Source organism: Azospirillum sp. TSH58 (genome assembly GCF_003119115.1).
Taxonomy (GTDB): Bacteria; Pseudomonadota; Alphaproteobacteria; order Azospirillales; family Azospirillaceae; genus Azospirillum.
In genome coordinates, this window is sequence record NZ_CP022364.1 from 168,507 (window position 1) to 193,785 (window position 25,279).

The 25,279-nt window shown below is 67.5% G+C and carries 26 protein-coding genes, 2 tRNA genes and 1 pseudogene; 17 read left to right on the plus strand and 12 right to left on the minus strand.

The genetic code is table 11. The features are described 5' to 3' along the window. The first annotated feature begins 23 nt into the window (after window positions 1-23). The 4 genes from TSH58p_RS04300 to TSH58p_RS04315 all read left to right on the plus strand — a co-directional run bounded on the left by TSH58p_RS04300 (window position 24) and on the right by TSH58p_RS04315 (window position 5,076). Window positions 24-962, plus strand: coding sequence for a TAXI family TRAP transporter solute-binding subunit (locus TSH58p_RS04300; protein WP_109067822.1), 939 nt, complete (start codon window positions 24-26; stop codon window positions 960-962). A 31-nt stretch (window positions 963-993) separates the two neighbouring features. Further along, window positions 994-3,099 carry a TRAP transporter permease gene (locus tag TSH58p_RS04305; RefSeq protein ID WP_109067821.1) on the plus strand — a complete coding sequence of 702 codons (2,106 nt, stop codon included), beginning with the start codon at window positions 994-996 and terminating at the stop codon, window positions 3,097-3,099. 24 nt (window positions 3,100-3,123) lie between these two features. Then, entirely contained in the window at window positions 3,124-3,504 is a 381-nt protein-coding gene (locus TSH58p_RS04310; RefSeq protein ID WP_109067820.1) for a DUF1850 domain-containing protein, read from the plus strand. A gap of 111 nt (window positions 3,505-3,615) precedes the next feature. Continuing rightward, a complete protein-coding gene (locus TSH58p_RS04315) occupies window positions 3,616-5,076 on the plus strand; it encodes a sodium:proton antiporter (protein ID WP_109067819.1) in 1,461 nt (486 codons plus the stop codon). A gap of 9 nt (window positions 5,077-5,085) precedes the next feature. On the opposite strand, the pseudogene TSH58p_RS04320 reads toward TSH58p_RS04315, so the two are convergent. From TSH58p_RS04320 to TSH58p_RS04330, 3 genes and pseudogenes are all read right to left on the minus strand, one after another. Next, window positions 5,086-5,894, minus strand: a pseudogene (locus TSH58p_RS04320) (IS5 family transposase). Between the two features lie 103 nt (window positions 5,895-5,997). Beyond that, a complete protein-coding gene (locus tag TSH58p_RS04325) occupies window positions 5,998-6,822 on the minus strand; it encodes a universal stress protein (RefSeq protein ID WP_109469135.1) in 825 nt (274 codons plus the stop codon). Window positions 6,823-6,901: 79 nt separating this feature from the next. After that, window positions 6,902-7,660 (minus strand): DUF1194 domain-containing protein, encoded by a 759-nt coding sequence (locus tag TSH58p_RS04330; protein ID WP_109469136.1) that lies wholly within the window; start codon window positions 7,658-7,660, stop codon window positions 6,902-6,904. 139 nt (window positions 7,661-7,799) lie between these two features. Here TSH58p_RS04330 and TSH58p_RS04335 point away from each other — a divergent pair, with 139 nt between their 5' ends. From TSH58p_RS04335 to TSH58p_RS04350, 4 genes are all read left to right on the plus strand, one after another. Further along, window positions 7,800-8,951, plus strand: coding sequence for an acetoin utilization protein AcuC (locus tag TSH58p_RS04335; protein WP_199230263.1), 1,152 nt, complete (start codon window positions 7,800-7,802; stop codon window positions 8,949-8,951). A gap of 160 nt (window positions 8,952-9,111) precedes the next feature. Next, complete coding sequence (locus TSH58p_RS04340) at window positions 9,112-9,669, plus strand: hypothetical protein (RefSeq protein ID WP_109469138.1); 558 nt, start codon at window positions 9,112-9,114, stop codon at window positions 9,667-9,669. Further along, a complete protein-coding gene (locus TSH58p_RS04345; RefSeq protein WP_109469139.1) occupies window positions 9,666-10,220 on the plus strand; it encodes a hypothetical protein in 555 nt (184 codons plus the stop codon). The genes TSH58p_RS04340 and TSH58p_RS04345 overlap by 4 nt, the downstream gene beginning before the upstream one ends. Window positions 10,221-10,347: 127 nt before the next feature. Then, the gene (locus TSH58p_RS04350; RefSeq protein WP_247874333.1) at window positions 10,348-10,788 is read left to right on the plus strand and encodes a DUF192 domain-containing protein; all 441 of its coding nucleotides are present in this window, start codon (window positions 10,348-10,350) and stop codon (window positions 10,786-10,788) included. 186 nt (window positions 10,789-10,974) lie between these two features. On the opposite strand, the gene TSH58p_RS04355 is transcribed toward TSH58p_RS04350, so the two are convergent. Beyond that, the gene (locus TSH58p_RS04355; RefSeq protein WP_109469141.1) at window positions 10,975-11,460 is read right to left on the minus strand and encodes a hypothetical protein; all 486 of its coding nucleotides are present in this window, start codon (window positions 11,458-11,460) and stop codon (window positions 10,975-10,977) included. 131 nt (window positions 11,461-11,591) lie between these two features. Between TSH58p_RS04355 and TSH58p_RS04360 the strand changes: the two genes are divergently transcribed. The 4 genes from TSH58p_RS04360 (at window position 11,592) to TSH58p_RS04375 (ending at window position 12,790) form a co-directional block, all read left to right on the plus strand. Beyond that, window positions 11,592-11,669, plus strand: a tRNA-Pro gene (locus TSH58p_RS04360). A gap of 49 nt (window positions 11,670-11,718) precedes the next feature. Continuing rightward, entirely contained in the window at window positions 11,719-12,015 is a 297-nt protein-coding gene (locus TSH58p_RS04365) for an ETC complex I subunit (RefSeq protein ID WP_014240426.1), read from the plus strand. A gap of 10 nt (window positions 12,016-12,025) precedes the next feature. Beyond that, window positions 12,026-12,102, plus strand: a tRNA-Arg gene (locus TSH58p_RS04370). A gap of 445 nt (window positions 12,103-12,547) precedes the next feature. Then, window positions 12,548-12,790 (plus strand): DUF6460 domain-containing protein, encoded by a 243-nt coding sequence (locus TSH58p_RS04375; RefSeq protein WP_237903589.1) that lies wholly within the window; start codon window positions 12,548-12,550, stop codon window positions 12,788-12,790. 331 nt (window positions 12,791-13,121) lie between these two features. Here TSH58p_RS04375 and hisI read toward each other — a convergent pair whose 3' ends face one another. Further along, window positions 13,122-13,556, minus strand: coding sequence for a phosphoribosyl-AMP cyclohydrolase (gene hisI, locus TSH58p_RS04380; RefSeq protein WP_109469293.1), 435 nt, complete (start codon window positions 13,554-13,556; stop codon window positions 13,122-13,124). A 44-nt stretch (window positions 13,557-13,600) separates the two neighbouring features. After that, on the minus strand, window positions 13,601-14,779 hold the full coding sequence (gene metC / locus TSH58p_RS04385; protein WP_109469143.1) for a cystathionine beta-lyase: 1,179 nt from the start codon (window positions 14,777-14,779) through the stop codon (window positions 13,601-13,603). 240 nt (window positions 14,780-15,019) lie between these two features. Between metC and TSH58p_RS04390 the strand changes: the two genes are divergently transcribed. The 5 genes from TSH58p_RS04390 to TSH58p_RS04410 all read left to right on the plus strand — a co-directional run bounded on the left by TSH58p_RS04390 (window position 15,020) and on the right by TSH58p_RS04410 (window position 20,592). After that, window positions 15,020-16,042, plus strand: coding sequence for an amino acid ABC transporter substrate-binding protein (locus TSH58p_RS04390; RefSeq protein ID WP_109469144.1), 1,023 nt, complete (start codon window positions 15,020-15,022; stop codon window positions 16,040-16,042). Window positions 16,043-16,241: 199 nt separating this feature from the next. Then, entirely contained in the window at window positions 16,242-17,441 is a 1,200-nt protein-coding gene (locus TSH58p_RS04395) for an amino acid ABC transporter permease (RefSeq protein WP_109469145.1), read from the plus strand. 5 nt (window positions 17,442-17,446) lie between these two features. After that, window positions 17,447-18,565 carry an amino acid ABC transporter permease gene (locus TSH58p_RS04400; RefSeq protein ID WP_109469146.1) on the plus strand — a complete coding sequence of 373 codons (1,119 nt, stop codon included), beginning with the start codon at window positions 17,447-17,449 and terminating at the stop codon, window positions 18,563-18,565. A gap of 22 nt (window positions 18,566-18,587) precedes the next feature. Continuing rightward, window positions 18,588-19,364, plus strand: a complete 777-nt coding sequence (locus TSH58p_RS04405) for an amino acid ABC transporter ATP-binding protein (protein ID WP_109469294.1) — start codon at window positions 18,588-18,590, stop codon at window positions 19,362-19,364. A gap of 142 nt (window positions 19,365-19,506) precedes the next feature. Beyond that, window positions 19,507-20,592 (plus strand): histidinol-phosphate transaminase, encoded by a 1,086-nt coding sequence (locus tag TSH58p_RS04410; RefSeq protein ID WP_109072500.1) that lies wholly within the window; start codon window positions 19,507-19,509, stop codon window positions 20,590-20,592. On the opposite strand, the gene TSH58p_RS04415 is transcribed toward TSH58p_RS04410, so the two are convergent. From TSH58p_RS04415 to TSH58p_RS04440, 6 genes are read right to left on the minus strand one after another with little or no spacing between them, the layout of a single operon-like run. Beyond that, the gene (locus TSH58p_RS04415; protein WP_109072501.1) at window positions 20,528-21,481 is read right to left on the minus strand and encodes an EamA family transporter; all 954 of its coding nucleotides are present in this window, start codon (window positions 21,479-21,481) and stop codon (window positions 20,528-20,530) included. The two genes, TSH58p_RS04410 and TSH58p_RS04415, sit on opposite strands and share 65 nt — an antisense overlap. A gap of 52 nt (window positions 21,482-21,533) precedes the next feature. Then, window positions 21,534-22,175, minus strand: coding sequence for a GNAT family N-acetyltransferase (locus TSH58p_RS04420; protein WP_109072502.1), 642 nt, complete (start codon window positions 22,173-22,175; stop codon window positions 21,534-21,536). Further along, window positions 22,151-22,585, minus strand: a complete 435-nt coding sequence (locus TSH58p_RS04425; RefSeq protein WP_109072503.1) for a GNAT family acetyltransferase — start codon at window positions 22,583-22,585, stop codon at window positions 22,151-22,153. Before TSH58p_RS04425 ends, TSH58p_RS04420 begins: the two co-directional genes overlap by 25 nt. After that, on the minus strand, window positions 22,582-23,469 hold the full coding sequence (gene sseA / locus TSH58p_RS04430; RefSeq protein WP_109072504.1) for a 3-mercaptopyruvate sulfurtransferase: 888 nt from the start codon (window positions 23,467-23,469) through the stop codon (window positions 22,582-22,584). Before sseA ends, TSH58p_RS04425 begins: the two co-directional genes overlap by 4 nt. Window positions 23,470-23,484: 15 nt before the next feature. Then, entirely contained in the window at window positions 23,485-24,192 is a 708-nt protein-coding gene (locus TSH58p_RS04435; protein ID WP_109072505.1) for an alanyl-tRNA editing protein, read from the minus strand. Window positions 24,193-24,208: 16 nt separating this feature from the next. Further along, window positions 24,209-25,213 (minus strand): cysteine synthase A, encoded by a 1,005-nt coding sequence (locus tag TSH58p_RS04440; protein ID WP_109072506.1) that lies wholly within the window; start codon window positions 25,211-25,213, stop codon window positions 24,209-24,211. Window positions 25,214-25,279: the final 66 nt, after the last annotated feature.

Consider the following 25,279-nt stretch of genomic DNA (forward strand, 5'->3'; position numbering starts at 1 on the left):
CAGCCTTTTGGGAGGGAAGTCGAATGAAGCGTTTTCTGGCCGCGGTCGGCGTCTGCATGCTCACCGCGCTGCCGGCCCAGGCCGAGCAGTTCGTCACCGTCCTGACCGGCGGCACCAGCGGCGTCTACTACCCGCTGGGCGTGGCGCTGTCCGGCATCTACGGCAAGGCCATTCCGGGGGCCAAGGTCACGGTCCAGGCGACCAAGGCCTCGGTCGAGAACCTGAACCTCCTCCAGTCGGAGCGCGGCGAGATTGCCTTCTCGCTCGGCGATTCGCTGAGCGGCGCCTGGAAGGGCGACGAGGAGGCCGGCTTCAAGACCAAGCTGACCAAGCTGCGCACCGTCGCCGCCATCTACCCGAACTACATCCAGATCGTCGCCAGCAAGGATTCCGGCGTGAAGACGCTGGCCGACCTGAAGGGCAAGCGCGTGTCGGTCGGCGCGCCGAAATCGGGGACGGAGCTGAACGCCCGCGCGATCTTCGCCGCCGCCGGGCTGGGCTACAAGGACTTCGCCAAGACCGAGTATCTGCCCTTCGCCGAATCGGTGGACCTGATCAAGAACCGGCAGCTCGACGCGACGCTGATCTCCGCGGGCCTCGGCGTGGCGGCGATCAAGGATCTGGCGACCTCGCAGGAGATCACCATCGTGTCGATCCCGGCCGACGTGATCCAGAAGGTCGGCGACCCCGCCTACATCGCGGAGACCATCCCGCCCAACAGCTACAGCGGCCAGGGCGATCCGGTGCCGACCGCGGCGGTGCGCAACCTGCTGGTCACCCACGCCGGCGTGTCGGACGACGCGGTCTATGCGATGACCAAGGCGATGTTCGAGAATCTCGACGCGATGGGTGCGGCCCACGCCGCCGCCAAGCAGATCAAGCTCGACGCCACCACCCTCCAGTCGCCGGTGCCGCTGCATCCGGGAGCCGAGAAGTTCTACAAGGAAAAAGGCCTGATGTAAGCGCGCCGCGTCGTCCCGGAACCCCCGTGCGATGAGCGCTTCACCCCAACCGGCGGACGATAAAATCCGCCAGGCCATCGACCGCGAGAATCCCTCCACGGTCGTGGCCTTCGAAGGCGTGGCGGGCAAGGCCGTCTTCGCCATCGCCGTCGCCTTCTCGCTGTTCCAGATCTGGACGGCGGCCTTCAACCCGCTGTCCAGCATGGTCGTGCGGTCGGTCCATGTCGGCTTCCTGCTGTTGATGACCTTCACCCTGTTCGGCTTCCGGCAGGAGGCGGAACGGCGCAGCGTGCCCTGGTACGATTGGCTGCTCGGCCTGGGCGCCTTCGCACTGGGCCTCTACCATTACGTTTTCGAGGTCGATCTCATCCAGCGGGCGGGCGACCCGAACACCACGGACCTCATCGTCGGCGCGCTGACCATCGCGCTGGTGTTCGAGGGGGCGCGGCGGATCATGGGGTGGGCGCTGCCGATCATGTGCGGCGTCTTCATCCCCTACGCGCTGTTCGGGCGCCATCTTCCCTTCGGGCTGGCCCACCGCGGCTACGACATCGATCAGGTCATCGACAACCTGTACCTCTCGACCGAGGGCATCTACGGCACGCCCACCTTCGTGTCGGCGACCTTCATCTTCCTGTTCATCCTGTTCGGCGCCTTCCTGGAGCGCGCCGGCATGATCAAGCTGTTCAACGACGTGTCGCTCGGCCTCGTCGGCCATGCCAAGGGCGGCCCGGCGAAGGTGGCGGTCATCTCCTCCGGCTTCATGGGGACGATCAACGGCTCGGGCGTCGCGAACGTGCTGACCACCGGCCAGTTCACCATCCCCCTGATGATGCGCTTCGGCTACCGCCCGGCCTTCGCCGGGGCGGTGGAGGCGACGGCCAGCATGGGCGGGCAGATCATGCCCCCGGTCATGGGGGCGGCGGCCTTCATCATGGCGGAGACCATCGGCGTCCCCTTCAGCGACATCGCCATCGCCGCGGCGATCCCGGCCATCCTCTATTTCGGCAGCGCCTTCTGGATGGTCCATCTGGAGGCCGGCAAGCACAACCTCGTCGGCCTGCCGAAGGACCAGTGCCCCAGCGTCCTCCGCGCGCTGAAGGAAAGCTGGTACCTGATCCTGCCGCTGGCGGCGCTGGTCTATCTGCTGTTCTCCGGCTTCACGCCGCTGTTCGCCGGGGTGATCGGCATCGCCCTGACCGTCGCGCTGATCCTCGGCACGCGGATCGTCGGCTTCATCGGCCCGACGGTCCTGCGCGTCGGCTTCTGGGTCGTTCTCGGCCTGATCGCCGCGGCGCTGTGGCGGATGGGGCTGCGGACGGAGCATCTGGCCTTCGCCATCGTCGGTCTGCTGATCCTGCCCTGCCTGGTGCTGAAGGGCGGGCGGGAGACGCTGGCGCTGCTGGTGCAGAGCCTCGCCGACGGCGCCAAGAACGCCGTCGGGGTGGGCGTGGCCTGCGCGCTGGTCGGCGTGCTGATCGGCATCCTCACCCTGACCGGATTGGCCTCCAGCTTCGCCTCGACCATCATGGATCTGTCGGGCGGCAATCTGCTGATCGCGCTGCTGCTGACCATGCTGGCCTGCATCGTCCTGGGCACCGGCCTGCCGACCACGGCGAACTACATCATCACCGCGGCCATCGCGGCGCCGGCCCTGCTGCAGATGGGCGTTCCGCTGATCGTCTCGCACATGTTCGTCTTCTACTTCGGCATCATGGCGGACCTGACCCCGCCGGTGGCGCTGGCGGCGCTGGCCGCCTCGTCGATCTGCCGGGCGGGGCACATGGAGATCGGCTGGATCGCCACCCGCGTCGCCATGGCGGGCTATGTCGTGCCCTTCATGGCGGTGTACGACCCGGCGCTGATGCTCCAGACCGACGACCCGCTGGCCGTGGCCTACGTCCTGTTCAAGGCGCTGATTTCCGTCGGCCTCTGGGGGGCGGCGACCATCGGCTATTTCTGGACGCCGATGAACTGGGCGGAGCGGGTGTTCGCGGCGGCGGCGGCTTTCCTGTTCGTCCTGTCCCTGCCGGTGACGGACGAGGCCGGATTCGTCATGACGGCGGCCTTCCTGCTGTGGCAGCGCCACCGCCTGCGCCGCCTGCGCCGCCTGGGGCGGACCAGCGCCCCGGCATGAAGGAAGCGGCATGAGCAGGACGGCATGAGCGTGGCCTTGTGCCTGTCGGCGCTCGGCGGGGCGGTTCTCGCCGCCCTGCCGGGTCCGGCCTTTACCCTGTCCTGGACCCATTCGGTGGAAAAGACCGAGTGGCGGGAGGACTGGCGCATCGAGGGCGGGCGTCTCGTTTTGACCGAAGCCCGCGTGAAGGGCACGGGCGCCGGGATGGAGCCGCCGGTGGGCGCCCGCCTGGACGATGGCTGGTGGGTCTGGGTGCCGGCGGTGCCGCCGCTGGAACTGCTGGTCCTGGCCGCCTCGTCCTTCACGCCGGACCACAGGCTTTGCGCGGGCGGGGCGTGCCGCCCGCTTCACGGCTGGATCGCCGGCCCGGTCCCGAGTCCCCTGGAATTCAAACCCTGCGGCTGAAGCCACGTTAATCCCGCAAGGCGGTCGCGGGAATTCCGAAGGGCCGTTCCGGCTTGGCTTAAGCCATTGAGGGACGCATAATCCCGCAACTGATATTACAGCCGAATGCGTATGATGACCGACGCCCGACCGACCCGACATCTCACCCGCTCCCTGGCCGCCCTGGCGGGCCTCGCCGTCGCCGGACTGCCGGGGCTGGCCCTGGCGGCTGAGGCGGCGGGCGCCCCGCATCTCGACGGGCGCGACCTGAACGTCTTCTGGGTGATTCCCTTCGTCGGGATTCTGCTGTCCATCGCCCTGATGCCGCTGCTGGCGCCGTCCTTCTGGCACCATCATTTCGGCAAGGTCGCCGCCGGCTGGGCCATCGCCTTCCTGCTGCCCTTCGCGCTGACCTTCGGAGCGGGGCTCGCCACCTACGAGCTGCTGCACACGCTGCTTCTCGAATACATCCCCTTCATCGTGCTGCTGACCGCCCTGTTCACCGTGGCGGGCGGCGTGCGGATCGCCGGCACCCTGGTGGGAACGCCGCTGGCGAACACGCTGGGTCTCGGGCTGGGCACGCTGCTGGCGAGCCTGATGGGAACGACCGGCGCCTCGATGCTGCTGATCCGCCCGCTGATCCGCGCCAACGAGCACCGGCGGCACAAGGTGCACACCGTCGTCTTCTTCATCTTCCTGGTGTCGAACGTCGGCGGTTCCCTGACGCCGCTGGGTGATCCGCCGCTGTTCCTGGGCTTCCTGAAGGGGGTCAGCTTCTTCTGGCCGACCGTCCACCTGTTCTGGCCGATGATCCTGGTGGCCGGCTGCCTGCTGGCGATCTACTTCGTGGTCGACCTCTATCTGCACACCAAGGACCCCGGCAAGCACCCGCTGATCGAGGGCGTGCACGAGCGCGAGCCGGTGCGGATCGAGGGGGCGGTGAACCTGCTCCTGCTCGTCGCCATCGTCGGCGCCGTCCTGCTGAGCGGCGTCTGGCATCCGGGGGTGGGGGTGGAGATCCACCACATCCACGTGCCGCTGGAGACGATCGTCAGCAACCTGCTGCTTCTCGGCATCACCGGCCTGTCGCTGATGCTGACCAGCGCGCGCAGCCGCCGCCTGAACGCCTTCACCTGGGGGCCGATCCTGGAGGTGGCGAAGCTGTTCGCGGCCATCTTCCTGACCATCATCCCGGCCATCGCCATCCTGCGGGCGGGCACGGACGGGGCTCTGGGCGCCATCATCGCGGCGGTGAACCAAGACGGCCAGCCGGTGCCGGCGGCCTATTTCTGGGCGGCGGGCATCCTGTCGAGCTTCCTCGACAACGCGCCGACCTATCTGATCTTCTTCAACACCGCGGGCGGCGACGCGCAGGTGCTGATGACCGACCTCGCCGTGACCCTGGCGGCCATTTCGGCGGGCGCGGTGTTCATGGGCGCCAACACCTACATCGGCAACGCGCCGAACTTCATGGTCAAGGCCATCGCGGAGGAGCGCGGCGTGGCGATGCCGAGCTTCTTCGGCTACATGCTGTGGTCCTGCGGCATCCTGGTGCCGCTGTTCGTTCTGGTGACCTGGGTGTTCTTCCTCTAGGTCCTGTTCTCAAACCCTGAGCCATAGTCGGATAGCCCCGATGTGGACCATGGCGAGGTAGTTGGCGGCGAGTTTCTCGTATCGGGTGGCGATGCGACGGAACTGTTTGAGGCGGTTGATCAGGCGCTCGATGGCGTTGCGGGAGCGATAGGCGGCCCAATCCACCAGAGCACAGGGCTTCTGGCTGGAGGGCTGTGGGATCACCGCCCCGATCCCGCGCCGACGCAGGTAGCGGCGGATGGCTTGGCTGGAGTAGGCGCGGTCAGCGACCACGCGCTCGGGTCTTTCCCGCGGTCGTCCACCTGCCACTCGGCGCACTGCGACCGCCTCCATCAGCACCGTCAACGCGCTCTGGTCGGCGGCTTGACCGGGGCTCAGCACGAAAGCGAGCGGTTGGCCGTGGCGGTCGGCGCGCAGGTGGATCTTGGTTGAGAAGCCGCCGCGCGAGCGGCCAAGCGCTTGGTTCAACTGCCCCCTTTTGCGCCGGCGGCGTGCTGGTGGGCGCGGACCACTGTGCTGTCGACTTGGTGCAGGCTCCAGTCCAACTTGCCGGCCTCATCCGCCTCGGCCTGAACCAGTTCCAACACGCGCTCCCATACCCCGGCCTTGCGCCAGCGGTAGAAGCGGTTGGCCGCCGTCTGCCAGGGACCGTACTCGGCCGGAAGATCGCGCCAGGGCGAGCCGGTGCGGTTCACCCACAGGATCGCCCGCACGGTGCGCTCCAGGTCCCGCGCCGGCCGGCCCGTCCACGGGCGTTCCGGCGGAAGCAACTCCAGCAAATGCTGAAGCTGCTCATCGCTCAGTTCAGATCGTGCCATCCCCCTTCAACAGGGCACAGCCAAACCCTCACAGCCTTTGAGAACAGAACCTAGCTCCAGGTCCGATCCGCCGGGCGGCCCGTCGCCGCCCGGCGTTTCCCCGTCAGTGCGACATCAGCACCGGCACCTCCAGCTTCGCCAGAACCGTGCGGGTGGCGCCGCCAAGGACCATCTCGCGCAGGCGGGAGTGGCCGTAGGACCCCATCACCAGCAGATCGCCGCCCAACTCGCGGCAGGAGCTGATCAGGACGTCGCCGACATCGCCGCCCCGGAAGATGTTGGCCTGATGCTGGCTGCGCACGCCGTGGCGCTCCAGCCAGACCATCAGATCGCGCCCGCTGTCCAGCGTATGGCCCGGCGGGTCGATGGTGACCACGGTGACCTTCTCCGCCTCCTTCAGGAACGGCATGGCGTTGCGCACGGCGCGACCGGCCTCCCGCGTGTTCTTCCAGGCCACCACCGCGTGACGTCCGATCGCCAGGGCAGGCGGCGCGGCGTGGGGAAGGACCAGCGTGGGGCAGGGGCTGGTCAGCGGCAGCCGGTCCGGCACCTGGAGCGTCACCCGGTCGCCGCGCTCGTCATCGTGGCTCTGCGTGACCAGCGCCAGATCGGCATAGGCGGCGCGGGCGGCCAGCAGCTCCACATGGTCGCCTTCCTCGATCGTCCAGGAGTAGGAGCAGTCCTTGAGGGTCTGCCGCACCTCCTGCTCGATCTGCTCCGCCTTCTCGTGGGCGATGGCCGTGGCCTCCGCGATGTAGGCGTAGGAGGCGGCGCGGCCGGTCACCGCGGCGGGCATGGACACCGGCGTGGCGACGAACAGCACCTCCACGAAGGCCGAGAAGCGCTTGGCCAGAGCGGCGGCGACCTCCAGCCGCTGGGAATGGCGGTCGTCGTTCGACATGTGCAGCAGGATCGTCTTGATCGGCATGGTCTCGCTCGCAGGTTTCGAACCGGATGACCGGCCATCCATAGGTAATGTTTGTTGAGCCAATCTGGCAACGGCCCGGCTAGCGGCTGGCGAGGCCGGTGGGACGGCCCGCTCCGGGGTCGGGAGGAAGGCCGGAGATTTCCAGCAGCAGCTTGCTCAGGATGGCGTCGGCGAAGGCTTCGAAGCTGACGGCGGGCACCAGGAAGGCACCGGGGCCGCCGATCACATTCTCCTCGTAATAGCCGTCGAGGTTCGTCGGCGCCGCCCCGCCCCAGGGATTGGGCCGGTCGTTGAGGATCGGCAGGCCGTTGATGGTGATCCCGGCGGCCACCGCCTCGTCGCGCGCCCATTGCACCGGGCGCCCGCGGTTGTTGACCCCGTCGCCCGACACGTCGATGACCCGCCGCGTCCCCTCGAAACCGTTGCCGTTGAACAGGCGGGCGCTGAAGTCGATGGCCGCGCTGATCGAGGTCCACTGCGCGCTCAGCGTGGGCGATTCGGCGATGGAGGAGGCGAAGGCCTCGACGCTGCCGTGGTCGCTCAGCAGGGTCCAGGGCACGGTGATGCGCTGGAAGCTGTCGCCGGCCCATTCGACGTAGGTGACGGCGATGCGGCCATAGGGACCGCCGCGGATCGCCGCCTGGATCTTCGGGTCGGTGAGGGCGGCGACGTAGCCCTCGCGCTGGAGGCGGCCTTCCTCCGCGTCCACGCTGCCGGACACGTCCACGGCCAGCACCAGCTCCAGATCGACCGGCGTGTCGGCCAGGGCCGGCGCGCCCACGCCACCGACCAGAAGAACCGCGACGGCCACCCCCGCCAGACGCCACGCACCGTCCATGCCGTGCCTCCCCCGCGGATGTCCCGGACCCCCACAAGGCCCATACCCCTCAAGAAAAGAGATCGCCACGCGGCCACGACAAGGGGCCTCTTGCACGAGACGTTGACGGATGGCCGCCGCCGCGCCACCTCTCCACCCCATGCCGAACGATTTTCCGAACGAATTTCCCGCCCGCCCGCTGTTCCTGGGCAGCGAGATCTACCGGGGCTCCAGCTACGGCGCGAAGCACCCGCTGGCCATCCCGCGGGTGTCCACCGCCATCGACCTCAGCCGCGCCATGGGCTGGCTGCCCGATGCGGTCTACCGCGACAGCCCCCAGGCGTCGCCGCAGGAGCTGGGCCGCTTCCACAGCCCGGACTACATCGCCGCCCTCCACCGCGCGGAGGCCGACCAGCGCGTGGATGCCGACACCGGGGAGCGCTACAACCTCGGCCGGTTGGAGAATCCCGTCTTTCCCGAGATGTACCGCCGCCCCGCCATCAGCACCGGTGCCGCCATCCTGGCCGGGCGCCTGCTGGCGGAGGTGCCCGCCGGCATCGTCTACAGCCCGGCGAGCGGCACCCACCACGCCCGTCCGGGGCGGGCCAGCGGCTTCTGCTACCTCAACGCCCCGGTGCTGGGTATCCTGGCTCTGCTCGATTCCGGAATCGATCGGGTGCTGTACGTTGATCTCGACGCCCACCACGGCGACGGGGTGGAGGACGCCTTCGCCGACGACGACCGGGTGCTGACCCTGTCGGTCCATGAGGACGGGCGCTGGCCTTTCACCGGCAAGGCGGAGGACCGGCCCGGCGCCCTGGCCTTCAATCTGCCGGTCCCGCCGGGGTTCAACGACACGGAGATGGATCACCTTCTGGAGACGGCGATCCTGCCGCTGGGGCGGGGGTTCCGCCCCCAGGCGCTGGTCATCCAGACCGGAGCCGACGCGCTGGCCGAAGACCCGCTGAGCCGGCTGGAGCTGTCGAACGGCGCGCTGTGGCGGGCGGTGAGGGCGCTGATGGGGCTGGCGCCGCGCCTGATGGTGGTTGGCGGCGGCGGCTACAATCCCTGGTCCGTCGGACGCTGCTGGGCGGGAGTGTGGGCGGTGCTGAACGGCATCGACCCGGCGGTGCCGCCGACGCCGGAGGCGGAGGGCGTGCTGCGGGCGCTCTCCTGGTCGCGCGCCGCCGGGCGCAACCCGCCCGAGCATTGGTTCACCACGCTTGCCGACGCGCCGCGTCCCGGCCCGCTGCGCGAGGAGGTGCGTCGCGTTGCCGCTGCGGCAATTGCGAAGATGGTCCGCACTGGATAATCTTTGGAAAGTTTTTCATTCACGTATGTCACGCAGTTGACGTATTGGGACGAATCGGCCAGCCTGATTCGCGCGACTCGCGCTGTCCGCAGGCCGATCCGACCAGCCGCGTCATGCTGGAACCCGGACGCTGGAGAGAGGGAGAGGGGGCCGGCCGCCGATGTCCAACACCACCTTGCTCCTGCTGACCATCGCCGCGATGATGCTGGCCGCCGTTCCGGTCGCCATGATGCTGAAGCGTTTCCTCCCCGAGTTCCTGCACCGCTCCGCGGGGATCAGCCAGCTTGAGAACCGCATCTACGTCCTTCATTCGGAAATCCACGAGATTCAGGACCGGGTGAACGGCAAGGTGCAGCGGCGCAACCAGGTGTCCGCCGAGAAGCACCGCGCGGAAACCGAAAACCGCAAGATGGAGCGGGCGATCGCGGAAATCGCCCTCCAGCCGCCGGTGTTCGTGCATGAGGTGGGCGATCCCAAGGCCGGCCTGTCGAAGTTCCTGGTGAATGTCGCCCAGGAGAAGGCCGCGTCCGGTGGGGACAAGTCCCAGGTCAACCCGATCTGGCGCTGCGCCAATGTGGCGGAGGTCTGGGCGTCCAACGCGGAGGAGGCCAGGCAGCTCGTCGAGGTGGCGTTCCCGTTCAAGATGGGCTTCACCAAGACGTTCCAGAAGACGCAGGGCCGCCCCAACCCCGGCCGGATCAGGGCGCCCGCATCATGATGATCAATTTCCTCATCATCCTGGGAATCATCGCCATCGGGGCATGGCTGGGCAACGTCCTGCTGGCGGTCGATGCCCAGATGGCGCAGAGCCGCAGCCGGATGCGCGCCACCAAGGACACCATCGGCAAGCTGGAGGCGACGATCCGCAGGCTCCAGCGCGAGGAGGAGACCCTCGTCAAGGAGATCGACGAGTGCATGGCCGACACGGTCGAGGCGCGGCGCAAACAGTCGGAGATCCAGCGACGCCTGTCCGAGGCGCAGACCAGGCAACGGCCGCAGCTCCTGATTCTGACCGACCGGCGCAATCCGACCGACAGGGAATGGCTGGTGACCGTCGTCAACACCCAGGTCGGCGAGATCGACGCGCTGCACCCGCTGGCCGTCGAATGGGCGCGCGGTCGCGACTATCTCGTCTGGGCCGAAAGCGACCGGGAGGCGGGAGAACGGACCATCCGCCGATTCAGCGCCCGTCCCGGCTACCAGATCAAGCAGGTCAAGCCGCTGACCAAGGACATCTACACCACCGCCACCGACCGGACGGCGGCGTAACGCCGCCAAGGAGACGCCGCTGGACAGGCGCGCGCCGCGGCGGCATCGTCCAAGCTCTCGAACGTCAAGGGATGGGTTGGTCGCGATGATCGGACGGGCTGTGCGTGGCCTCTTGGGCGGGCTTCTGATGGGGGCCGCGATTCTGCTGTCGGCCCTGCCGGCGACGGCGCTGGAGAGCTTCGCGCGCTCCACCCTGACCGTCGAGACGGCGGGCGGCGGCAAGTACCGATTCGACGTGGAGCTGGCGGAAACCCCGGCGCAGCAGGCGCAGGGGCTGATGTTCCGCGAGAAGATGGCTGCCGACGCCGGCATGCTGTTCACCTACGACCGCCCGCAGCCGGCCAGCTTCTGGATGAAGAACACGCTGATCCCGCTCGACATGATCTTCATCGGGGCGGACGGCCGCATCGTGAACATCCACGCCAACGCCGTACCGCAGTCGCTGGACGCGGTGAACTCCGCCGGTCCGGTGAAGGGCATCCTGGAGATCAATGGCGGCATGAGCGCGCGCCTGGGAATCCGTCCGGGCGACCGCGTGGTGCATTCGGCCTTCGGCACCACGAAGTGACGGCGCCGCGCCGCTAAAGCGGATTGCAATCCGCATTGGACCGCGATGGCGGTCCCGGCCGCACATGCGGCCGAAGACCGCCTGTCGCGGGACCATCGTCCCCGCTGGCGGCAGGCGGATGCCATCGGCATCCGCTGAGAGCCGGCGAATGAGGCGATGTGAATCTGAAGCGAACGGAAGTTCGCGCTAACGGATCGCCTCGGGAAGCCCGAAGGCGGCCAGGAGACTCCGGGCCGCCGCCTCGGGGTCCGCGCCGCCGTGCAGCACCGCGGCGGCGCGCGGGTGCAACCACCCCCGCAGGGCGCGCCGCAACACGCCGTCGGACGTCGGCGGTTCCTCCAGCACCGCCGCGGGCGTGCCCTGCCGCGCCAGCCGGACGGCGCCAAGGGCGACAAGCCCGGCATCCGATCCCACCCCGACCAGCCCGACCGGCCGCCGCTCGGCGACGATCCGCGCGAGGGCGAGGACCGAACCGGCGGTGTGGCGCTTGGCGAGGTCGATCTGGCCGATCCCGGTGTGCAGCGCCGCCCGCAACGTCCCGCCCCCCATCGGCGCCACAACATCGAGCCCGCAGCCGCGCCGCCGCAGGGCTTCGGCCAGGGCCACGGCGGCCCGGCCGGCGGGCGTGTCGTCCAGCCCGGAGACGAAGAGGGCAAGACGGGGAGGGGGCATGGACGGGCTGTTCACGGAGGATGTTCGGCGCGGTCGAAAGGGGCGGCATCATACGGAAGGTCCACCCTGCGGGATAGATGCGGCTGCGTCTTGCCGTCCGCGCGGGGTTCGTGTATTCCACTGCGCGACGTCGGGGCGTAGCGCAGTCTGGTCAGCGCGCCAGTTTTGGGTACTGGAGGCCCCCGGTTCGAATCCGGGCGCCCCGACCAACGAAATTCGAACGATGCACCACGCACGTATCAGAGGAGATGCCGCGTCATGAAGGTCCGGATCTACCAGCCGAGCAAAGCGGCCACTCAGTCCGGGCGTGCCAAGACGCATCGTTGGTTGCTCGAGTACGAGATCGAAACCCCGCGCCGTCCGGAGCCCCTGATGGGCTGGATCAGCTCCGGCGACACGCTGAACCAGGTGCGCATCGGTTTCGAGACCTCGGAGGAGGCGGTCGCCTTCGCCCAGCGCAAGGGCTGGGACTACACGGTCCAGGATGCGCCGGTGCGCCGCGTCCGCCCGCGCAACTACGCCGACAACTTCCGCATGGACCGTCCGCGCTTCTGAGCCGGACCGGGGCCCCATAGCTCAGTTGGATAGAGCAATCGCCTTCTAAGCGATAGGTCGCAGGTTCGAATCCTGCTGGGGTCGCCACCTTCCTGTTCAATTCCGCCTTGTCCCGATTGACATGCGCACTCCGCCGGTTTCCGCCGGCGGAAACGCAGTCTTTTCCCAAACGGTCAACACAGTTATCCCCATATCTCTTTTGTCGTAGACAAAGGGATCGCAAAGCCTTTGGTTGCGGTACAACGCTGACGATTTGCAGTGTATCCAATGGTTTCGCCTCACGATGACCATGCCCAATTTGGGGGCATGGCGGCAAGCGGTCGCCACTCCAACGGGCTTCGCGACTCATCCACAAAGTTATCCACAGAAAATGGGGATAACCCGGACGCGTCGGCGTGAGGCTGGACTAAGGCGTTCTCATGCGCCGCCGCCATAACCATCTACCGCAAGGAACGGGCTCCGTTCCGGTGCCGTTTCACGGGGCGCATGATCAATCCCACGCCGTTCGGCGTCAGTACGAGGTGGTGTCTTGGTGGGTTGGGTCGTTAGAACGCTTCTGCTGTGCTTCGTGGTCGGGTTGGTGCTGTCCTTCCTGGACATCAATCCGGCCAGCATCCTGACCAACAGTTGGGCGACGATCCAGGACATCGCCCGGCTCGCCGCGGACATGTTCCATTGGGCGCTGCCCTACATCCTGATCGGAGCGGTGATCGTCGTCCCGCTGTCCGTCATCGGAGCGCTCATGCGCTGGACCCGCACGCGCCACCGCCCGTAACGCAATCCCAATCTCCGCCGCCCGCAAAAGAAAAAACCGGAGATCCAGTGGATCTCCGGTTAAGTGAATACAGGGAGGGTTAGAGACAAGGACTGTTTAACTGGTCGGGCGACCCGCTTCGTTGATCTGCATCAATCTGCGATAATTTTATCAATCCGCTGCAACCGACCCTCTTTGACTTTGGACAAAAAAATAGCCGAGGGTTCCATTGGAACCCCCGGCATAGGCGAATACAGGGAGGGTTAGAGACAAGAGCTTTCTACCTCTTCCCGCCCCGGGCTACGTTGACATAGATCAAACACTTTTCGCATTGCAGCGAAGGTTTAGCGTCTTACTTATGCGTGTGTCCGTAGAGAACCGAAGGATCGGTTTCAACGTCCTGAATGATGGCGAGCTTTCCATCGCGCAGCGCGCGGTAGAAGCAGCTGCGGCGCCCGGTGTGGCAGGCCACGCCGTCCTGCTCCACGATCACCAGCACGGTGTCGCCGTCGCAGTCGACGCGGAAATCCTTCAGCCGCTGCATCTGGCCGGAGGTCTCCCCCTTGCGCCACAACCCCTTGCGGGACCGCGACCAATAGCAGACGCGGCCCGTGCGCAGCGTTTCCAGAACGGCTTCGCGGTTCATCCAGGCCATCATCAGGATCTCGCCGGTTCCTTCCGCCTGGGCGATGGCCGGGACCAGCCCGTCGGCGTTGAAGGCGATGGCGGCGATCACGTCCTCAAATGCGGCCTCGGATGCGGCCTCGGGCGCGGTGGCGTCCGTCATGGTGTCCAATCCTCGTGTTTGTGCCGCTCCTCCGGTTCCACCCGTTACAGGGCGGCCCTGAGGCGGGTGAAGGCGCCATCCAGATCCCGGATGAGATCGTCCACGTTCTCCAGGCCGGCGTGCAGGCGCAGAACGGTGCCGGGATCGGTCCAGCGGGTCGCCGTGCGGACGGCGGCGGGGCGCGCCGGCAGGATCAGGCTCTCGAACCCGCCCCAGCTGTAACCCATCCCGAACAGCTCCAGGGAATTCAGCATGGCCGACAGGGCCGGCTTCGGCACCGCGTTCATGACGATGGAGAACAGGCCGGAGGAGCGCCCGATGTCGCGCTTCCACAGTTCATGGCCCGGGCAGTCGGGGAAGGCCGGATGCAGGATGCGCGTGACCTCGGGCTGCTTCGACAGCCAGCCGGCCAGGGCGAGCGCGCTTTCCTCATGCTGCCTCAGGCGGACGGACAGGGTGCGCAGGCCGCGCAGCCCCAGATAGATGTCGTCCGGCCCGGCGCAGGTGCCCGTCCGCGTGGCGGCCTTTTTCACGGCCAGCCATTGCGCCTCGGTGGCGCAGGAGATCACGCCCAGCATCGCGTCGGCGTGGCCGACGATGTATTTGGTGGCGGAGTGGATCGACACGTCCACCCCATGCCGCAGCGGCTGGAAGAAGAGGGGGGTGGCCCAGGTGTTGTCGATCATCACCGTGGCGCCCACCGTCTTGGCCGCCTTGACGATGGCCGGGACGTCCTGCACCTCGAAGGTCAGGGAGCCCGGCGATTCGAGAAACACCACGCTGGTGTTCGGCTTCAGCAAGGCGGCGATGCCGGCGCCGACGGTGGGGTCAAAATACTCGACGTCCACGCCGTAGGGGACCAGCGTGTCGTTGGCGAATCGGCGGGTCGGGCCATAGGCGGTGTCGGCGATCAGCACATGGTCGCCCGTCTTGGTGAAGGCGAAGAACGCCGTTGCGATGGCGTTCAGGCCCGAGCCGGTGTTGACCGAGCGATAGGCGCCCTCAAGCTCCGCCACCGCCTGTTCGAAGGCCAGCGTGGTCGGAGTCCCGATGCGCCCGTAATTGATGCTGTCGAAGGGGGTGCGGTCGCTCGCCTCCAGCTCCTCCAGCGTCGGGAACAGCACCGTCGAGCAATGGTAGACCGGCGGATTCACGATTCCGTGATTCTCGCGCGGGCTGCGCCCGGCGTGTCCGAGGATCGTATCTTTTCGTGCGTCTTTCATGGGTCTTCCCGCAACAACAGTGATGGCGGCCGTATCCCGACATTCCAAGATGGACCCGGCCACCAAAGATTCTTTTCCCTAAGCCTCTGTAAGGGATAACCAAGCCAAATGCACGGCTTAAGGATGATTCGACAAGCCCGATGCTGTTGGTGCACTCTTGTCACACGCGCGTGTCCGCCATGCGGGGCGCGCATTGCATGAACCTAAGCGTAAAAACGCAAGAACAGGGTGGAGCTTAATATGAAATCGGGAATCCTCGCCGCTGCTGCCGCGGCCGTGGTGTTCGGCGCCGTCACCGGTGCCCAGGCTGGTCCGACGCTGGACGCCGTCAAGAGCCGCGGCTTCGTCCAGTGCGGCGTGAACGCCGGCCTTCCGGGCTTCGGCAACCCCGACAGCTCGGGCAACTGGACCGGTCTCGATGTCGATTATTGCCGCGCGGTCGCGGTTGCGCTGTTCAACGACCCGAACAAGGTCAAGTTCACCCCGCTGTCGGCCCAGCAGCGCTTCCCCGCCATCCAGTCGGGCGAGGTCGACCTGCTGTCGCGCAACACCACCGTCACGCTGACCCGCGACACCTCGGTCGGCCTGAACTTCGCCCCGGTCACCTATTATGACGGCCAGGGCTTCATGGTGAACAAGAAGCTCGGCGTGAAGAGCGCCAAGGAGCTGAACGGCGCCACCGTCTGCGTCCAGGCCGGCACCACGACCGAACTGAATCTGGCGGACTACTTCCGCACCAACAACATGTCCTACAACCCGGTCGTCATCGAGTCGAACGACGAGGTGAACGCCGCCTACTTCGCCGGCCGCTGCGACGTGCTGACCACGGACGCCTCCGGTCTGGCCGGCACCCGCGCCGGTGTGGCCCCGGTTCCGGACGACCACGTCATTCTCCCGGAGATCATCTCCAAAGAGCCGCTGGCACCCGCCGTCCGCCACGGTGACGACCAGTGGTTCGATGTGGTGAAGTGGACCGTCTACGCCACCATCCAGGCCGAAGAGATGGGCATCACGTCCAAGAACGTCGACGAGTTCGTGAACAGCAAGAACCCGGAGATCCAGCGCATCCTCGGCACCTCGCCGGGCATGGGCAAGGCTTTGGGCCTGGACGAGAAGTGGGCCTACAACGTCATCAAGACCGTGGGCAACTATGGTGAGATCTTCGAGCGCAACGTCGGCCTGAAGACCCCGCTGAAGCTGGAGCGCGGCCTGAACGCGCTGTGGACCAACGGCGGTCTGCAGTACGCGATGCCGATCCGCTAAGGACGGAAAGGAGGACCGCGGACCACAGGGAGGCCCGCGGTCCTTCCTTTTTTGACGACGGGCGTGGCGGTCACAGGGCGACAAGAATCAATGCCCGCGCCGCAGGCCCGTTTGGGAGACGATATACGTGGCGCAGGATGCGGCGGACGTTCGGGAGGCGGCCGGCGCTCTTATGCCATGCTGGTGAGGGGAGAGAACCGTGGCCAGCGAGACCCGGGACACCGCGCGCCCAAGCGCGCCTGGCGGTGTTTCATTTTCCCTCAGCGACCCGACGGTCCGTGCCGTGTTCTACCAGGTTCTGGTGGTCGGCATCGTCATCGCGGTCGGCTGGTTCCTTATCCACAACACGCTCGACAACCTGTCGAAGCGGTCCATCGCGACGGGATTTGGTTTCCTGGAGCGCGAGGCCTCCTTCGGCATCGGTGAGAGCCTGATCGACTACCATCCGCGGGACAGCTACGGCCGGGCCTTCCTGGTCGGCGTGCTGAACACGCTGAAGGTGTCGATCATCGGCGTCGTCCTGGCGACCGTGCTGGGCACGCTGATCGGCGTCGCCCGCCTGTCGAGCAACTGGCTGATCGCCAAGCTGGCCTCCACCTATGTGGAGATCGTCCGCAATATTCCGCCGCTGCTCCAGCTCTTCTTCTGGTACGCGCTGGTCTCGGAAAGCATGCCGCCGGTGCGGCAGGCGCTGAATCCGATCCCCGGCGTGTTCCTGTCGCAGCGCGGCCTGTTCGTGCCGGTGCCCTCCGCCGACCCGGTGTGGGGCACGATGGGCTTCGCGCTCGCCATCGCGGTGATCGCCGTGATCTTCCTGCGGCGCTGGGCCAAGGCCCGGCAGGAGCGGACGGGGCAGCCCTTCCCGATCGGATCGGCGACCCTGGGCCTGCTCGTCGGTCTCCCGCTGATCGCCTACATCGCCGGCGGCGCGCCGACAGCGCTGGACGTGCCGAAGCTGCAGGGCTTCAACTTCGTCGGCGGCGTGGTCCTCACCCCGGAATTCTTCGCGATCCTGGTCGGGTTGGTCGTCTACACCGCCGCCTTCATCGCCGAGGTGGTGCGCAGCGGCATCCTCGCGGTCAACTGGGGCCAGACGGAAGCCGCAAGGGCGCTCGGCATCGACAGCGGCAAGACGCTGCGGCTCGTCGTCCTGCCGCAGGCGCTGCGGGTGATCGTGCCGCCACTGACCAGCCAGTATCTGAACCTGACCAAGAACAGCTCCCTGGCGCTCGCCATCGGCTACCCGGATCTGGTGTCGATCGCCAACACGACGCTGAACCAGACCGGTCAGGCGATCGAAGGCGTGGCGATGATCATGGGCACCTATCTGGTCATCAGCCTGGGCATCTCGATCTTCATGAACTGGTACAACAAGCGCATCGCGCTGGTGGAGCGCTGACGGCCATGACAGACAACGTCCATACCGGCAACGTCCCAACCGGAAGCATCCCCGACGAGCGTCCGCCGCCCAACACGGTCGGCCCCGTGGCGTGGCTGCGCAACAACCTGTTCAACACCTGGTACAACGCGCTCCTGACGATCCTGATCGCCTGGCTGCTGTTCAAGGCGATCCCGCCGCTTCTCGACTGGCTGATCTTCAGCGCCAACAGCTTCGGCACGCCGCCCCAGGTGTGCCGGCAGGAGGGCGGCGCCTGCTGGACCTTCGTCAGCGAGAAGCTGCGCTTCGTCATGTTCGGCACCTTCCCGTACGACGAGCAGTGGCGACCGCTGATCACCATCGTGATCATCATCGCGCTGGTGCTGGCGAGCTGCGACCGGCGCTTCTGGAAGCCCTGGCTGGCCCTCGTCTGGATCGCCGGCCTGACCGCGGTGGGCGTGCTGATGTGGGGCGGCGTTCTTGGCCTGACCTATGTCGAGAACACGCTGTGGGGCGGCCTGCCGCTGACGCTGATGCTCTCGGTGGTCGGCCTGTCCGTGGCCTTCCCGGCGTCGGTCCTGCTGGCGCTCGGCCGGCGGTCGCAGCTTCCGGCCATCCGCGTCATCTCGGTGACCTACATCGAGCTGATCCGCGGCGTGCCGCTGATCAGCCTGCTGTTCATGGCATCGGTGATGTTCCCGCTGTTCCTGCCGACCGGCGTGAACTTCGACAAGCTGCTGCGCGCCCAGATCGCCTTCATCATGTTCGCCGCCGCCTACATGGCGGAAGCGATCCGCGGCGGTCTCCAGGCCATCCCGAAGGGCCAGTACGAGGCGGCGGACGCGCTCGGCCTGAACTACTGGCAGGCGATGGGCAAGATCATCCTGCCGCAGGCGCTCGCCATCTCCATCCCGCCGCTGGTGAACACCTTCATCAGCTTCTTCAAGGACACGTCGCTGGTCATCATCATCGGCCTCTACGACCTGCTGGGCACGGCCAAGGCGGCGCTCTCCGACCCGGCCTGGCGCGGCTTCTACCGCGAGGCGTACCTGTTCATCGGCGTAATCTACTGGGTGTTCTGCTACTCCATGTCCAAATACAGCCAAAAGCTCGAACGCGACCTGCGTCGCGGTCATCGTCGCTGAGGGAGAGGGAAAAGAGATGACCATGACCCAAACCGCCGGCGCCGCGCGCACCTTCGCCCAGGGGGAGCCGATCATCCAGTGCCAGGGCGTGCACAAGTGGTACGGCGAGTTCCACGTTCTGAAGAACATCGACCTGTCGGTCGCCAAGGGGGAGCGGATCGTGATCTGCGGCCCCTCGGGCTCCGGCAAGTCGACGATGATCCGCTGCCTGAACCGGCTTGAGGAGCACCAGAAGGGCTCCATCATCGTCGACGGCATCGAGCTGACCGGCAACCTGAAGAACATCGAGCTGGTCCGCCGCGAAGTCGGCATGGTGTTCCAGCACTTCAACCTGTTCCCGCACCTGACCGTGTTGGAGAACTGCACGCTCGCCCCCATCTGGGTCCGCAAGAAGCCGAAGGCTGAGGCGGAAGAGATGGCGATGCGCTACCTGAAGCGGGTGCGCATCGCCGAGCAGGCGCACAAGTATCCCGGCCAGCTCTCCGGCGGCCAGCAGCAGCGCGTGGCGATCGCCCGCTCGCTGTGCATGAGCCCGAAGGTCATGCTGTTCGACGAGCCGACCTCCGCTCTCGACCCCGAGATGGTCAAGGAGGTGCTGGACGTCATGATCGGTCTGGCCGAGGACGGCATGACCATGCTCTGCGTCACGCACGAGATGGGCTTCGCCAAGTCGGTCGCCGACCGCGTCATCTTCATGGACCGCGGCGAGATCGTCGAGCAGAACACGCCCAACGAGTTCTTCAACAGCCCGCAGTCAGATCGGACGAAGCTGTTCCTCAGCCAGATCCTGAACCACTGATGCGCCCCGACCGCGCCGGAACGGCTTGTTCCGGCGCGGTAAACCAGCGCAACCCGCAAGGAACGCTGGCGGGTTGTGCCGGTTTCGGGTTGAATGCAGTCCGTTCGTGCTGTTTGCCGCTGTGCACAACGGAGCCTGCCTGATGGAGCTGCTGAGTCCCCGTCCCGGAATTGGCCAGATCAAGCCCTACCGTCCCGCCAGACCACCGGAGGACGGCGCCGCCTGGGTCGATCTGTCGCTGACGGTCAATCCGCTGGGACCCGGCAAGAAGGCGCTCACCGCCTACCGCCACATGGCGGCGCAGATCCACCGCTATCCCGACTGGTCGCAGGACCGCCTGCGCCACGCCATCGCCCGGCGCTACGATCTGGACGCCGGCCACATCACCTGCGCCAACGGCTCCGACGAGATGATCCACCTCGTCACCCAGGCCTTCGCCGGGCCGGGGGACGAGGTGCTGTGTCACGAGCACGGCTACCGCGGCTTCATGAAGGCGATCCGCGCCGCCGGCGCGACTCCGGTCATCGCCGCGGAGCGCGATCTGGTCGTCGATGTGGAGGCGATGATCGACCGGGCGAACGAGAAGACGAAGCTCTGCTTCCTCGCCAACCCGAACAATCCCACCGGCACCTACATCCCCTCGGATCTGGTCCTGCGGCTGCGCGCCGGCCTGCCGTCGCATACGCTGCTGGTTCTGGACTCGGCCTACGCCGATTACTGCCGCCGCGACAACTACAGCGACGGGACGGAGATCGTCGAGACCTCGGACAACGTGCTGATGGTGCGCACCTTCTCCAAGCTGCACGGGCTGGCCGGGCTGCGCGTCGGCTGGGCCTACGGACCGGCGGGGGTGATTGAGGCGGTCAACCAGACGCGCGGCCCCTTCAACGTCGGGATCGCCGCGCAGGCCGCGGCGGAGGCCGCCGTCGGCGACACCGAGCATGAGGAGGCGACCTTCGCCCACAACAGCGCGTGGCTGCCCTGGCTGAGCCACGAGTTGGAACAGCTCGGCGTGCGCGTCTATCCCAGCGTCTGCAACTTCATCCTGGCGCGCATCCCGACCGATCCGTCGCTCGGCGTCCAGGCGGTGCTGGACCATCTGGCGCGCCGCGGCATCCTGGTGAAGCCCACCCAGGATTACGGGCTGGCCGACTGCCTGCGCATCACGGTCGGGCGGGAGGACGAAAACCGGGCTCTGGTTGCGGCTCTGGGAGAGATTCTGAGCTGATATCCGGCTCCTCGCCGGGAACCGGCTCGGGAATCGGGTCCGGGTGGCGGCTGTGCTCGCGGGCGAAGATGAACAGCCCGGAGCCCACCACAATGACGATGCCGACCAGCGACAGCAGGTCCGGCCACTCGTCGAAGAAGATCGCCCCGATGGCCAGCGCCCACAGGATCTGGCTGTACTGGGCCGCCCCGACCCGGTCGGCCGGGGCGAAGGCGGCGGCCAGGGTGAACAGCGCCTGGGCGGCGAAGGTCGTGGTGGCGAAGCCCACCGTCAGAATCCATTGCTCCCGCGTCGGCCATTCGAAGCCGGGGATCATCAGCAGGCCGGACGCGACGGCGGTGGACAGGAAGACGGTCCCGATCAGGGTGAAGCGCTTCTCCGAATGCCCGATCATCCGCCCGGTGATGACGACGACGGCGGAGCTGAAGGCACAGCCGAGCGCCGCGAAATGGCCGGGCAGCAGTTCGCGGAAGCCGGGGCGGGCGACGATCAGCACGCCGATGAAGGCCGCCCCGATGGCCAGCCGGCGACGCCAGCGCACCGGCTCCTTCAGCACGAAGATCGACAGCAGCGTCACCAGGCTGGGCATCAGGAAGATCATCGCGAAAGCTTCCGCGAAGGGAAGGCTGCGGAACGACATGACGCTGAGCGGGGTGGAGGCCGCGACGAAGACCAGCCGCACCGTCATCAGCCAGGGCCGGTTCCAGCGCAGAAGGTCGCCGAGCCGATCCCCCCTGGTCATGAAGACCGGGGAGAGCAGCAGCGGCAGGATGTAGGCGAAGAAGGTGACCTCGAACGGGTCCAGCCCATGCCCGATCGCCTTCACCAGCGCGTCGCCCCAGGCGAAGAAGGCGAAGGCCAGGAAGGCGAACAGAATGCCCTTCATCATGGCGTCGGTGTCCCGGCGTTCGAAGCGGCGTGGAGTGGACCCGGGCGAGGGGTCACTCGTTGATCGGAATGTGCGGCGCCGAGGTCCGCGGCAGCCAGCCGAGGAGACGGGGATCGCGAATCTCGCGGGTCACATGCCGGTAGGGCACGAAGCCCATCGACTGGTAGAGCGGCAGCGCCTTCGGATGGTCGAAGGTGCAGGTGTTGACGAGAAGCCGCCTCGTCCCGCCCTGCCAGGCCAGACGGATCGCCGTGTCGAGCAGCCAGGGGCCGAGCTTCAGCCCGATGAAATCGGGGATCAGCCCGAAATAGGCGAGATCGGTGTCTTCCTCCCGCCGGTCGATCTCGGCGTAGCCGGCCGGGGTGCCGTTCACGTAGAGGACCCAGATCTCGATGCGCGGGTCGGTGACGATGCGCCCCAGTTCCGGCATCGGCATCCGCCGCCGCTCGTGCCACAGCCAGGGCTCGCCCACCGTGTCGTAGAGATAGCGGTAGTAGGAGGCGGTCGGCGGGTTGGCCCGCACCAGCGCCACGTCACCCGCCGGACGGGGCAGGGGCGCGTGGGACGGCGGGGCCGTCATCTCCAGATAGGTGACGATGACGGACAGGCAGCCGGGCGGCACCGGTGCCGCGATCCGGGAGGGCGACAGCGACGTCCGGGGAGGCGGAGTCAGGGAGAATCGGTCTTCAGCCATTTCTGCATCACGGTAACGGGACCGGTGGCATAGCCCAGCCGCTCATAGAACGCCACCACGGCGTGGTTCGTCGCGCGCACCATGAGTTGCGCCTTGGGCATGCCTGCCTCCACCAGCCAGCCCTCCGCCGCCTCGACCATCGCGCGGCCGTGCCCGTGCCCGCGGCTGGCGGGATCGACCGCCAGATAATAGAACCAGCCGCGGTGCCCGTCATGACCGACCATGACCGACGCCACGGTCCGCTCGCCCGCGCGGCCGATCAGGATCGTGGCGTTCGGCTTCGACACCGCGAGCGCGATGTCGGCCACCGGGTCGTTCCACGGCACCACGAGGTTGCAGGCGGTCCACAGCGCCACCACGTCGTCGCGGTCCGCCGCCTTGTAGGGACGGATGCCCAGCGCTCCGGTCACCGCTTCACCGGTCCGGTCTCCAGCGGCAGATCGCTGCGCAGCCCCCATTCCGCCCAGGACCCGTCATAGACGGCCACGTCCTCCTTGCCGGCCGCGGCCAGCCCGAGCGCGAGCACGCAGGCGGTCACGCCGCTGCCGCAGGAGGCGACGATGGGCCGCTCCAGGTCGAGCCCGGCGCCCTTCGCCCGCTCCGCGATGACTTGGGGCGGCAGCAGGGTCTTGCTGTCCGCATCGATCAGCTCGTTGAAGGGCAGGTTCAGGCTGCCGGGAATGCGCCCGCTGCGGCGGCCCGGCCAGGGTTCGACGACGGCGCCCTCGTAGCGGTTGGCGGCCCGGGCGTCCACCACCTGATCCGCCCGCGAGTCGATGTTGGCGAGCACGTCATCGGCCCGGCGCAGCAGGCCGGGGCGCAGCGCCGCCGTGAAGGCCGCAGGGGCCGGATCGGCCGGACCGGATTCCAGGGGGCGGCCCTCCGCGATCCATTTCGGCAGGCCGCCGTCCAGGACGGCGACGCGGCCATGCCCGAACAGGCGGAACATCCACCAGACGCGGGCGGCGGCGGTGGCCATGCCGGCGCTGTCATAGACAACCACCGTGTCGTCGCCGCCGACTCCGAGTGCACCGACCTTGGCCGCGAAGGCCGCCTCGTCCGGCACCATGTGCGGCAGAGGATGGGTGTCCGGCTGCGCCACCTCGTCGATGTCGATGCGCACGGCGCCGGGAATGTGCCGCTCCAGGAACTCGGCGTTTGGATCACGGTCGGAACCGGGCATGAACCAGGAGGCGTCGAGAACGCGCAGGCCCGGCTGGCCGAGGCGGTCCGCCAGCCAGCCCGTCGGAACGATCGGGCCGGGGAGGGTGAGCGTGGTGTGCGAATCGGTCATGGAAGGTTTCCCCGTTCAATCACGCAGCGCGACGATCACGCGCCGGTTCTGCTTGCCCTTGTTCTCGATCTTCACGACGTCGAGTCCGCCGATCTCGCCCAGCCGCTTCACATGGGTGCCGCCGCAGGGCTGGCGGTCCACCCCGGCGATGTCCACCAGCCGGACGCGGCCATGGCCGCGCGGCGGCTTGACCGTCAGGGTGCGGATCAGTTCGGGGTTGGCGTCCAGCTCCGCGTCGGTGATCCACAGCGAGCCGACGGGCGTGTCCGCGGCGACCAGCCGGTTCAGGGCCGCCGCGATGGCTTCCTTGTCGAGCCCCTCGGTCGGCACGTTGAAATCGACCCGGCTGCGCTCCGCCCCGACCTGGGCGCCGGTGATCGAGGCGCCGGGAAGCACCGCGCAGATGAGATGCAGCGCCGTGTGCATCCGCATGTGCCGGTGCCGGCGGTCCCAGTCGATCTCCGCCTCCACCGGCGTGCCGGGGGCGGGCAGGGACGCGCCGGGCTCGGGCACATGGATGACGTCGTCCGGCCCGTCGCCCTTCACCGTGTCCACGACGCGCAGCGTGGCGCCGGCGACGCGCAACAGCCCGGTGTCGCCGGGCTGGCCGCCGCCGTTGGGGTAGAAGACCGTCCGGTCCAGCCGGATGCCCCGCTCGTCCGCGGATGTCACGGTGGCGGTGCAGGAGGTGGCGTAGGCGTCCTCGCGGAAGATCAGCTCCATGGAACCTCGGGTGCGTTTACGAATCCAGCCAATCGGGCACAGGCAGATTCTTCTCACGCAGGAAGGCCGGATTGAAGAGTTTCGATTGGTAGCGCTGCCCTCCATCGCAGAGAATCGTCACGATGGTGTGGCCCGGCCCCATTTCCCTGGCGATGCGGATGGCCGCCGCGACGTTGATGCCCGACGAGCCGCCCAGCACCAGACCCTGCGACTTGATCAGGTCGAAGATGACCGGCAGGGCCTCCTCGTCGGTGATCTGCAGCGCCTGATCGACCGGGGCGCCCTCCAGATTGGCGGTGATCCGGCCCTGGCCGATGCCCTCGGTGATCGAGCTGCCTTCGGCCTTCAGCGTCCCATGGGCGTAGTGATGGTAAAGGGAGGCGCCCATCGGGTCGGCCAGAACGATGCGGACGCCCGGATCGCGCTCCTTCAGCGCCAGCCCGACGCCGGCCAGCGTGCCGCCGCTGCCCACCGCGCAGGTGAAGGCGTCGATCCGGCCTTCGGTCTGGTTCCAGATTTCCGGACCGGTGGTCAGGCGGTGGCCCTCGCGGTTCGCCACATTGTCGAACTGGTTGGCCCAGACGGCGCCGTTCGGCTCGGTCTTCGCCAGTTCCTCGGCCAGCCGGCCCGAATAGCGGACGTAGTTGTCGGGGTTGGAGTAGGGCACCGCCGGCACCAGACGAAGGTCGGCGCCGATCAGGCGCAGCATGTCCTTCTTCTCCTGGCTCTGCGTCTCCGGCATCACGATGACGGTGCGGTAGCCGAGCGCGTTGCCGACCAGCGCCAGCCCGATGCCGGTGTTGCCCGCCGTGCCCTCCACGATGGTGCCGCCGGGGCGCAGCAGGCCCCGGCGTTCGGCGTCGCGGACGATGGCCAGGGCGGCGCGGTCCTTCACCGAGCCGCCGGGATTGAGGAACTCCGCCTTGCCCAGGATCTCGCATCCCGTGGCCTTCGACGGCCCTTCCAGCCGAATCAGCGGCGTGTTGCCGATGGAGCCGATGAAGCCGGTGCGGATGTCCACGGACTGTCTCCCGAATCGAATGATGAACCGGGCAACACTATCGGATTGCGCACCAGGGAATTCAAG

Excerpts from the sequence above, each read along its gene's own strand:
- TSH58p_RS04300 (WP_109067822.1), top strand. The coding sequence starts at position 24 with ATGAAGCGTTTTCTGGCCGCGGTCGGCGTCTGCATGCTCACCGCGCTG.
- TSH58p_RS04305 (WP_109067821.1), top strand. The coding sequence starts at position 994 with ATGAGCGCTTCACCCCAACCGGCGGACGATAAAATCCGCCAGGCCATC.
- TSH58p_RS04310 (WP_109067820.1), top strand. The coding sequence starts at position 3,124 with ATGAGCGTGGCCTTGTGCCTGTCGGCGCTCGGCGGGGCGGTTCTCGCC.
- TSH58p_RS04315 (WP_109067819.1), top strand. The coding sequence starts at position 3,616 with ATGATGACCGACGCCCGACCGACCCGACATCTCACCCGCTCCCTGGCC.
- TSH58p_RS04325 (WP_109469135.1), bottom strand. The coding sequence starts at position 6,822 with ATGCCGATCAAGACGATCCTGCTGCACATGTCGAACGACGACCGCCAT.
- TSH58p_RS04330 (WP_109469136.1), bottom strand. The coding sequence starts at position 7,660 with ATGGACGGTGCGTGGCGTCTGGCGGGGGTGGCCGTCGCGGTTCTTCTG.
- TSH58p_RS04335 (WP_199230263.1), top strand. The coding sequence starts at position 7,800 with ATGCCGAACGATTTTCCGAACGAATTTCCCGCCCGCCCGCTGTTCCTG.
- TSH58p_RS04340 (WP_109469138.1), top strand. The coding sequence starts at position 9,112 with ATGTCCAACACCACCTTGCTCCTGCTGACCATCGCCGCGATGATGCTG.
- TSH58p_RS04345 (WP_109469139.1), top strand. The coding sequence starts at position 9,666 with ATGATGATCAATTTCCTCATCATCCTGGGAATCATCGCCATCGGGGCA.
- TSH58p_RS04350 (WP_247874333.1), top strand. The coding sequence starts at position 10,348 with ATGGGGGCCGCGATTCTGCTGTCGGCCCTGCCGGCGACGGCGCTGGAG.
- TSH58p_RS04355 (WP_109469141.1), bottom strand. The coding sequence starts at position 11,460 with ATGCCCCCTCCCCGTCTTGCCCTCTTCGTCTCCGGGCTGGACGACACG.
- TSH58p_RS04365 (WP_014240426.1), top strand. The coding sequence starts at position 11,719 with ATGAAGGTCCGGATCTACCAGCCGAGCAAAGCGGCCACTCAGTCCGGG.
- hisI (WP_109469293.1), bottom strand. The coding sequence starts at position 13,556 with ATGACGGACGCCACCGCGCCCGAGGCCGCATCCGAGGCCGCATTTGAG.
- metC (WP_109469143.1), bottom strand. The coding sequence starts at position 14,779 with ATGAAAGACGCACGAAAAGATACGATCCTCGGACACGCCGGGCGCAGC.
- TSH58p_RS04390 (WP_109469144.1), top strand. The coding sequence starts at position 15,020 with ATGAAATCGGGAATCCTCGCCGCTGCTGCCGCGGCCGTGGTGTTCGGC.
- TSH58p_RS04400 (WP_109469146.1), top strand. The coding sequence starts at position 17,447 with ATGACAGACAACGTCCATACCGGCAACGTCCCAACCGGAAGCATCCCC.
- TSH58p_RS04405 (WP_109469294.1), top strand. The coding sequence starts at position 18,588 with ATGACCCAAACCGCCGGCGCCGCGCGCACCTTCGCCCAGGGGGAGCCG.
- TSH58p_RS04410 (WP_109072500.1), top strand. The coding sequence starts at position 19,507 with ATGGAGCTGCTGAGTCCCCGTCCCGGAATTGGCCAGATCAAGCCCTAC.
- TSH58p_RS04415 (WP_109072501.1), bottom strand. The coding sequence starts at position 21,481 with ATGATGAAGGGCATTCTGTTCGCCTTCCTGGCCTTCGCCTTCTTCGCC.
- TSH58p_RS04420 (WP_109072502.1), bottom strand. The coding sequence starts at position 22,175 with ATGGCTGAAGACCGATTCTCCCTGACTCCGCCTCCCCGGACGTCGCTG.
- sseA (WP_109072504.1), bottom strand. The coding sequence starts at position 23,469 with ATGACCGATTCGCACACCACGCTCACCCTCCCCGGCCCGATCGTTCCG.
- TSH58p_RS04435 (WP_109072505.1), bottom strand. The coding sequence starts at position 24,192 with ATGGAGCTGATCTTCCGCGAGGACGCCTACGCCACCTCCTGCACCGCC.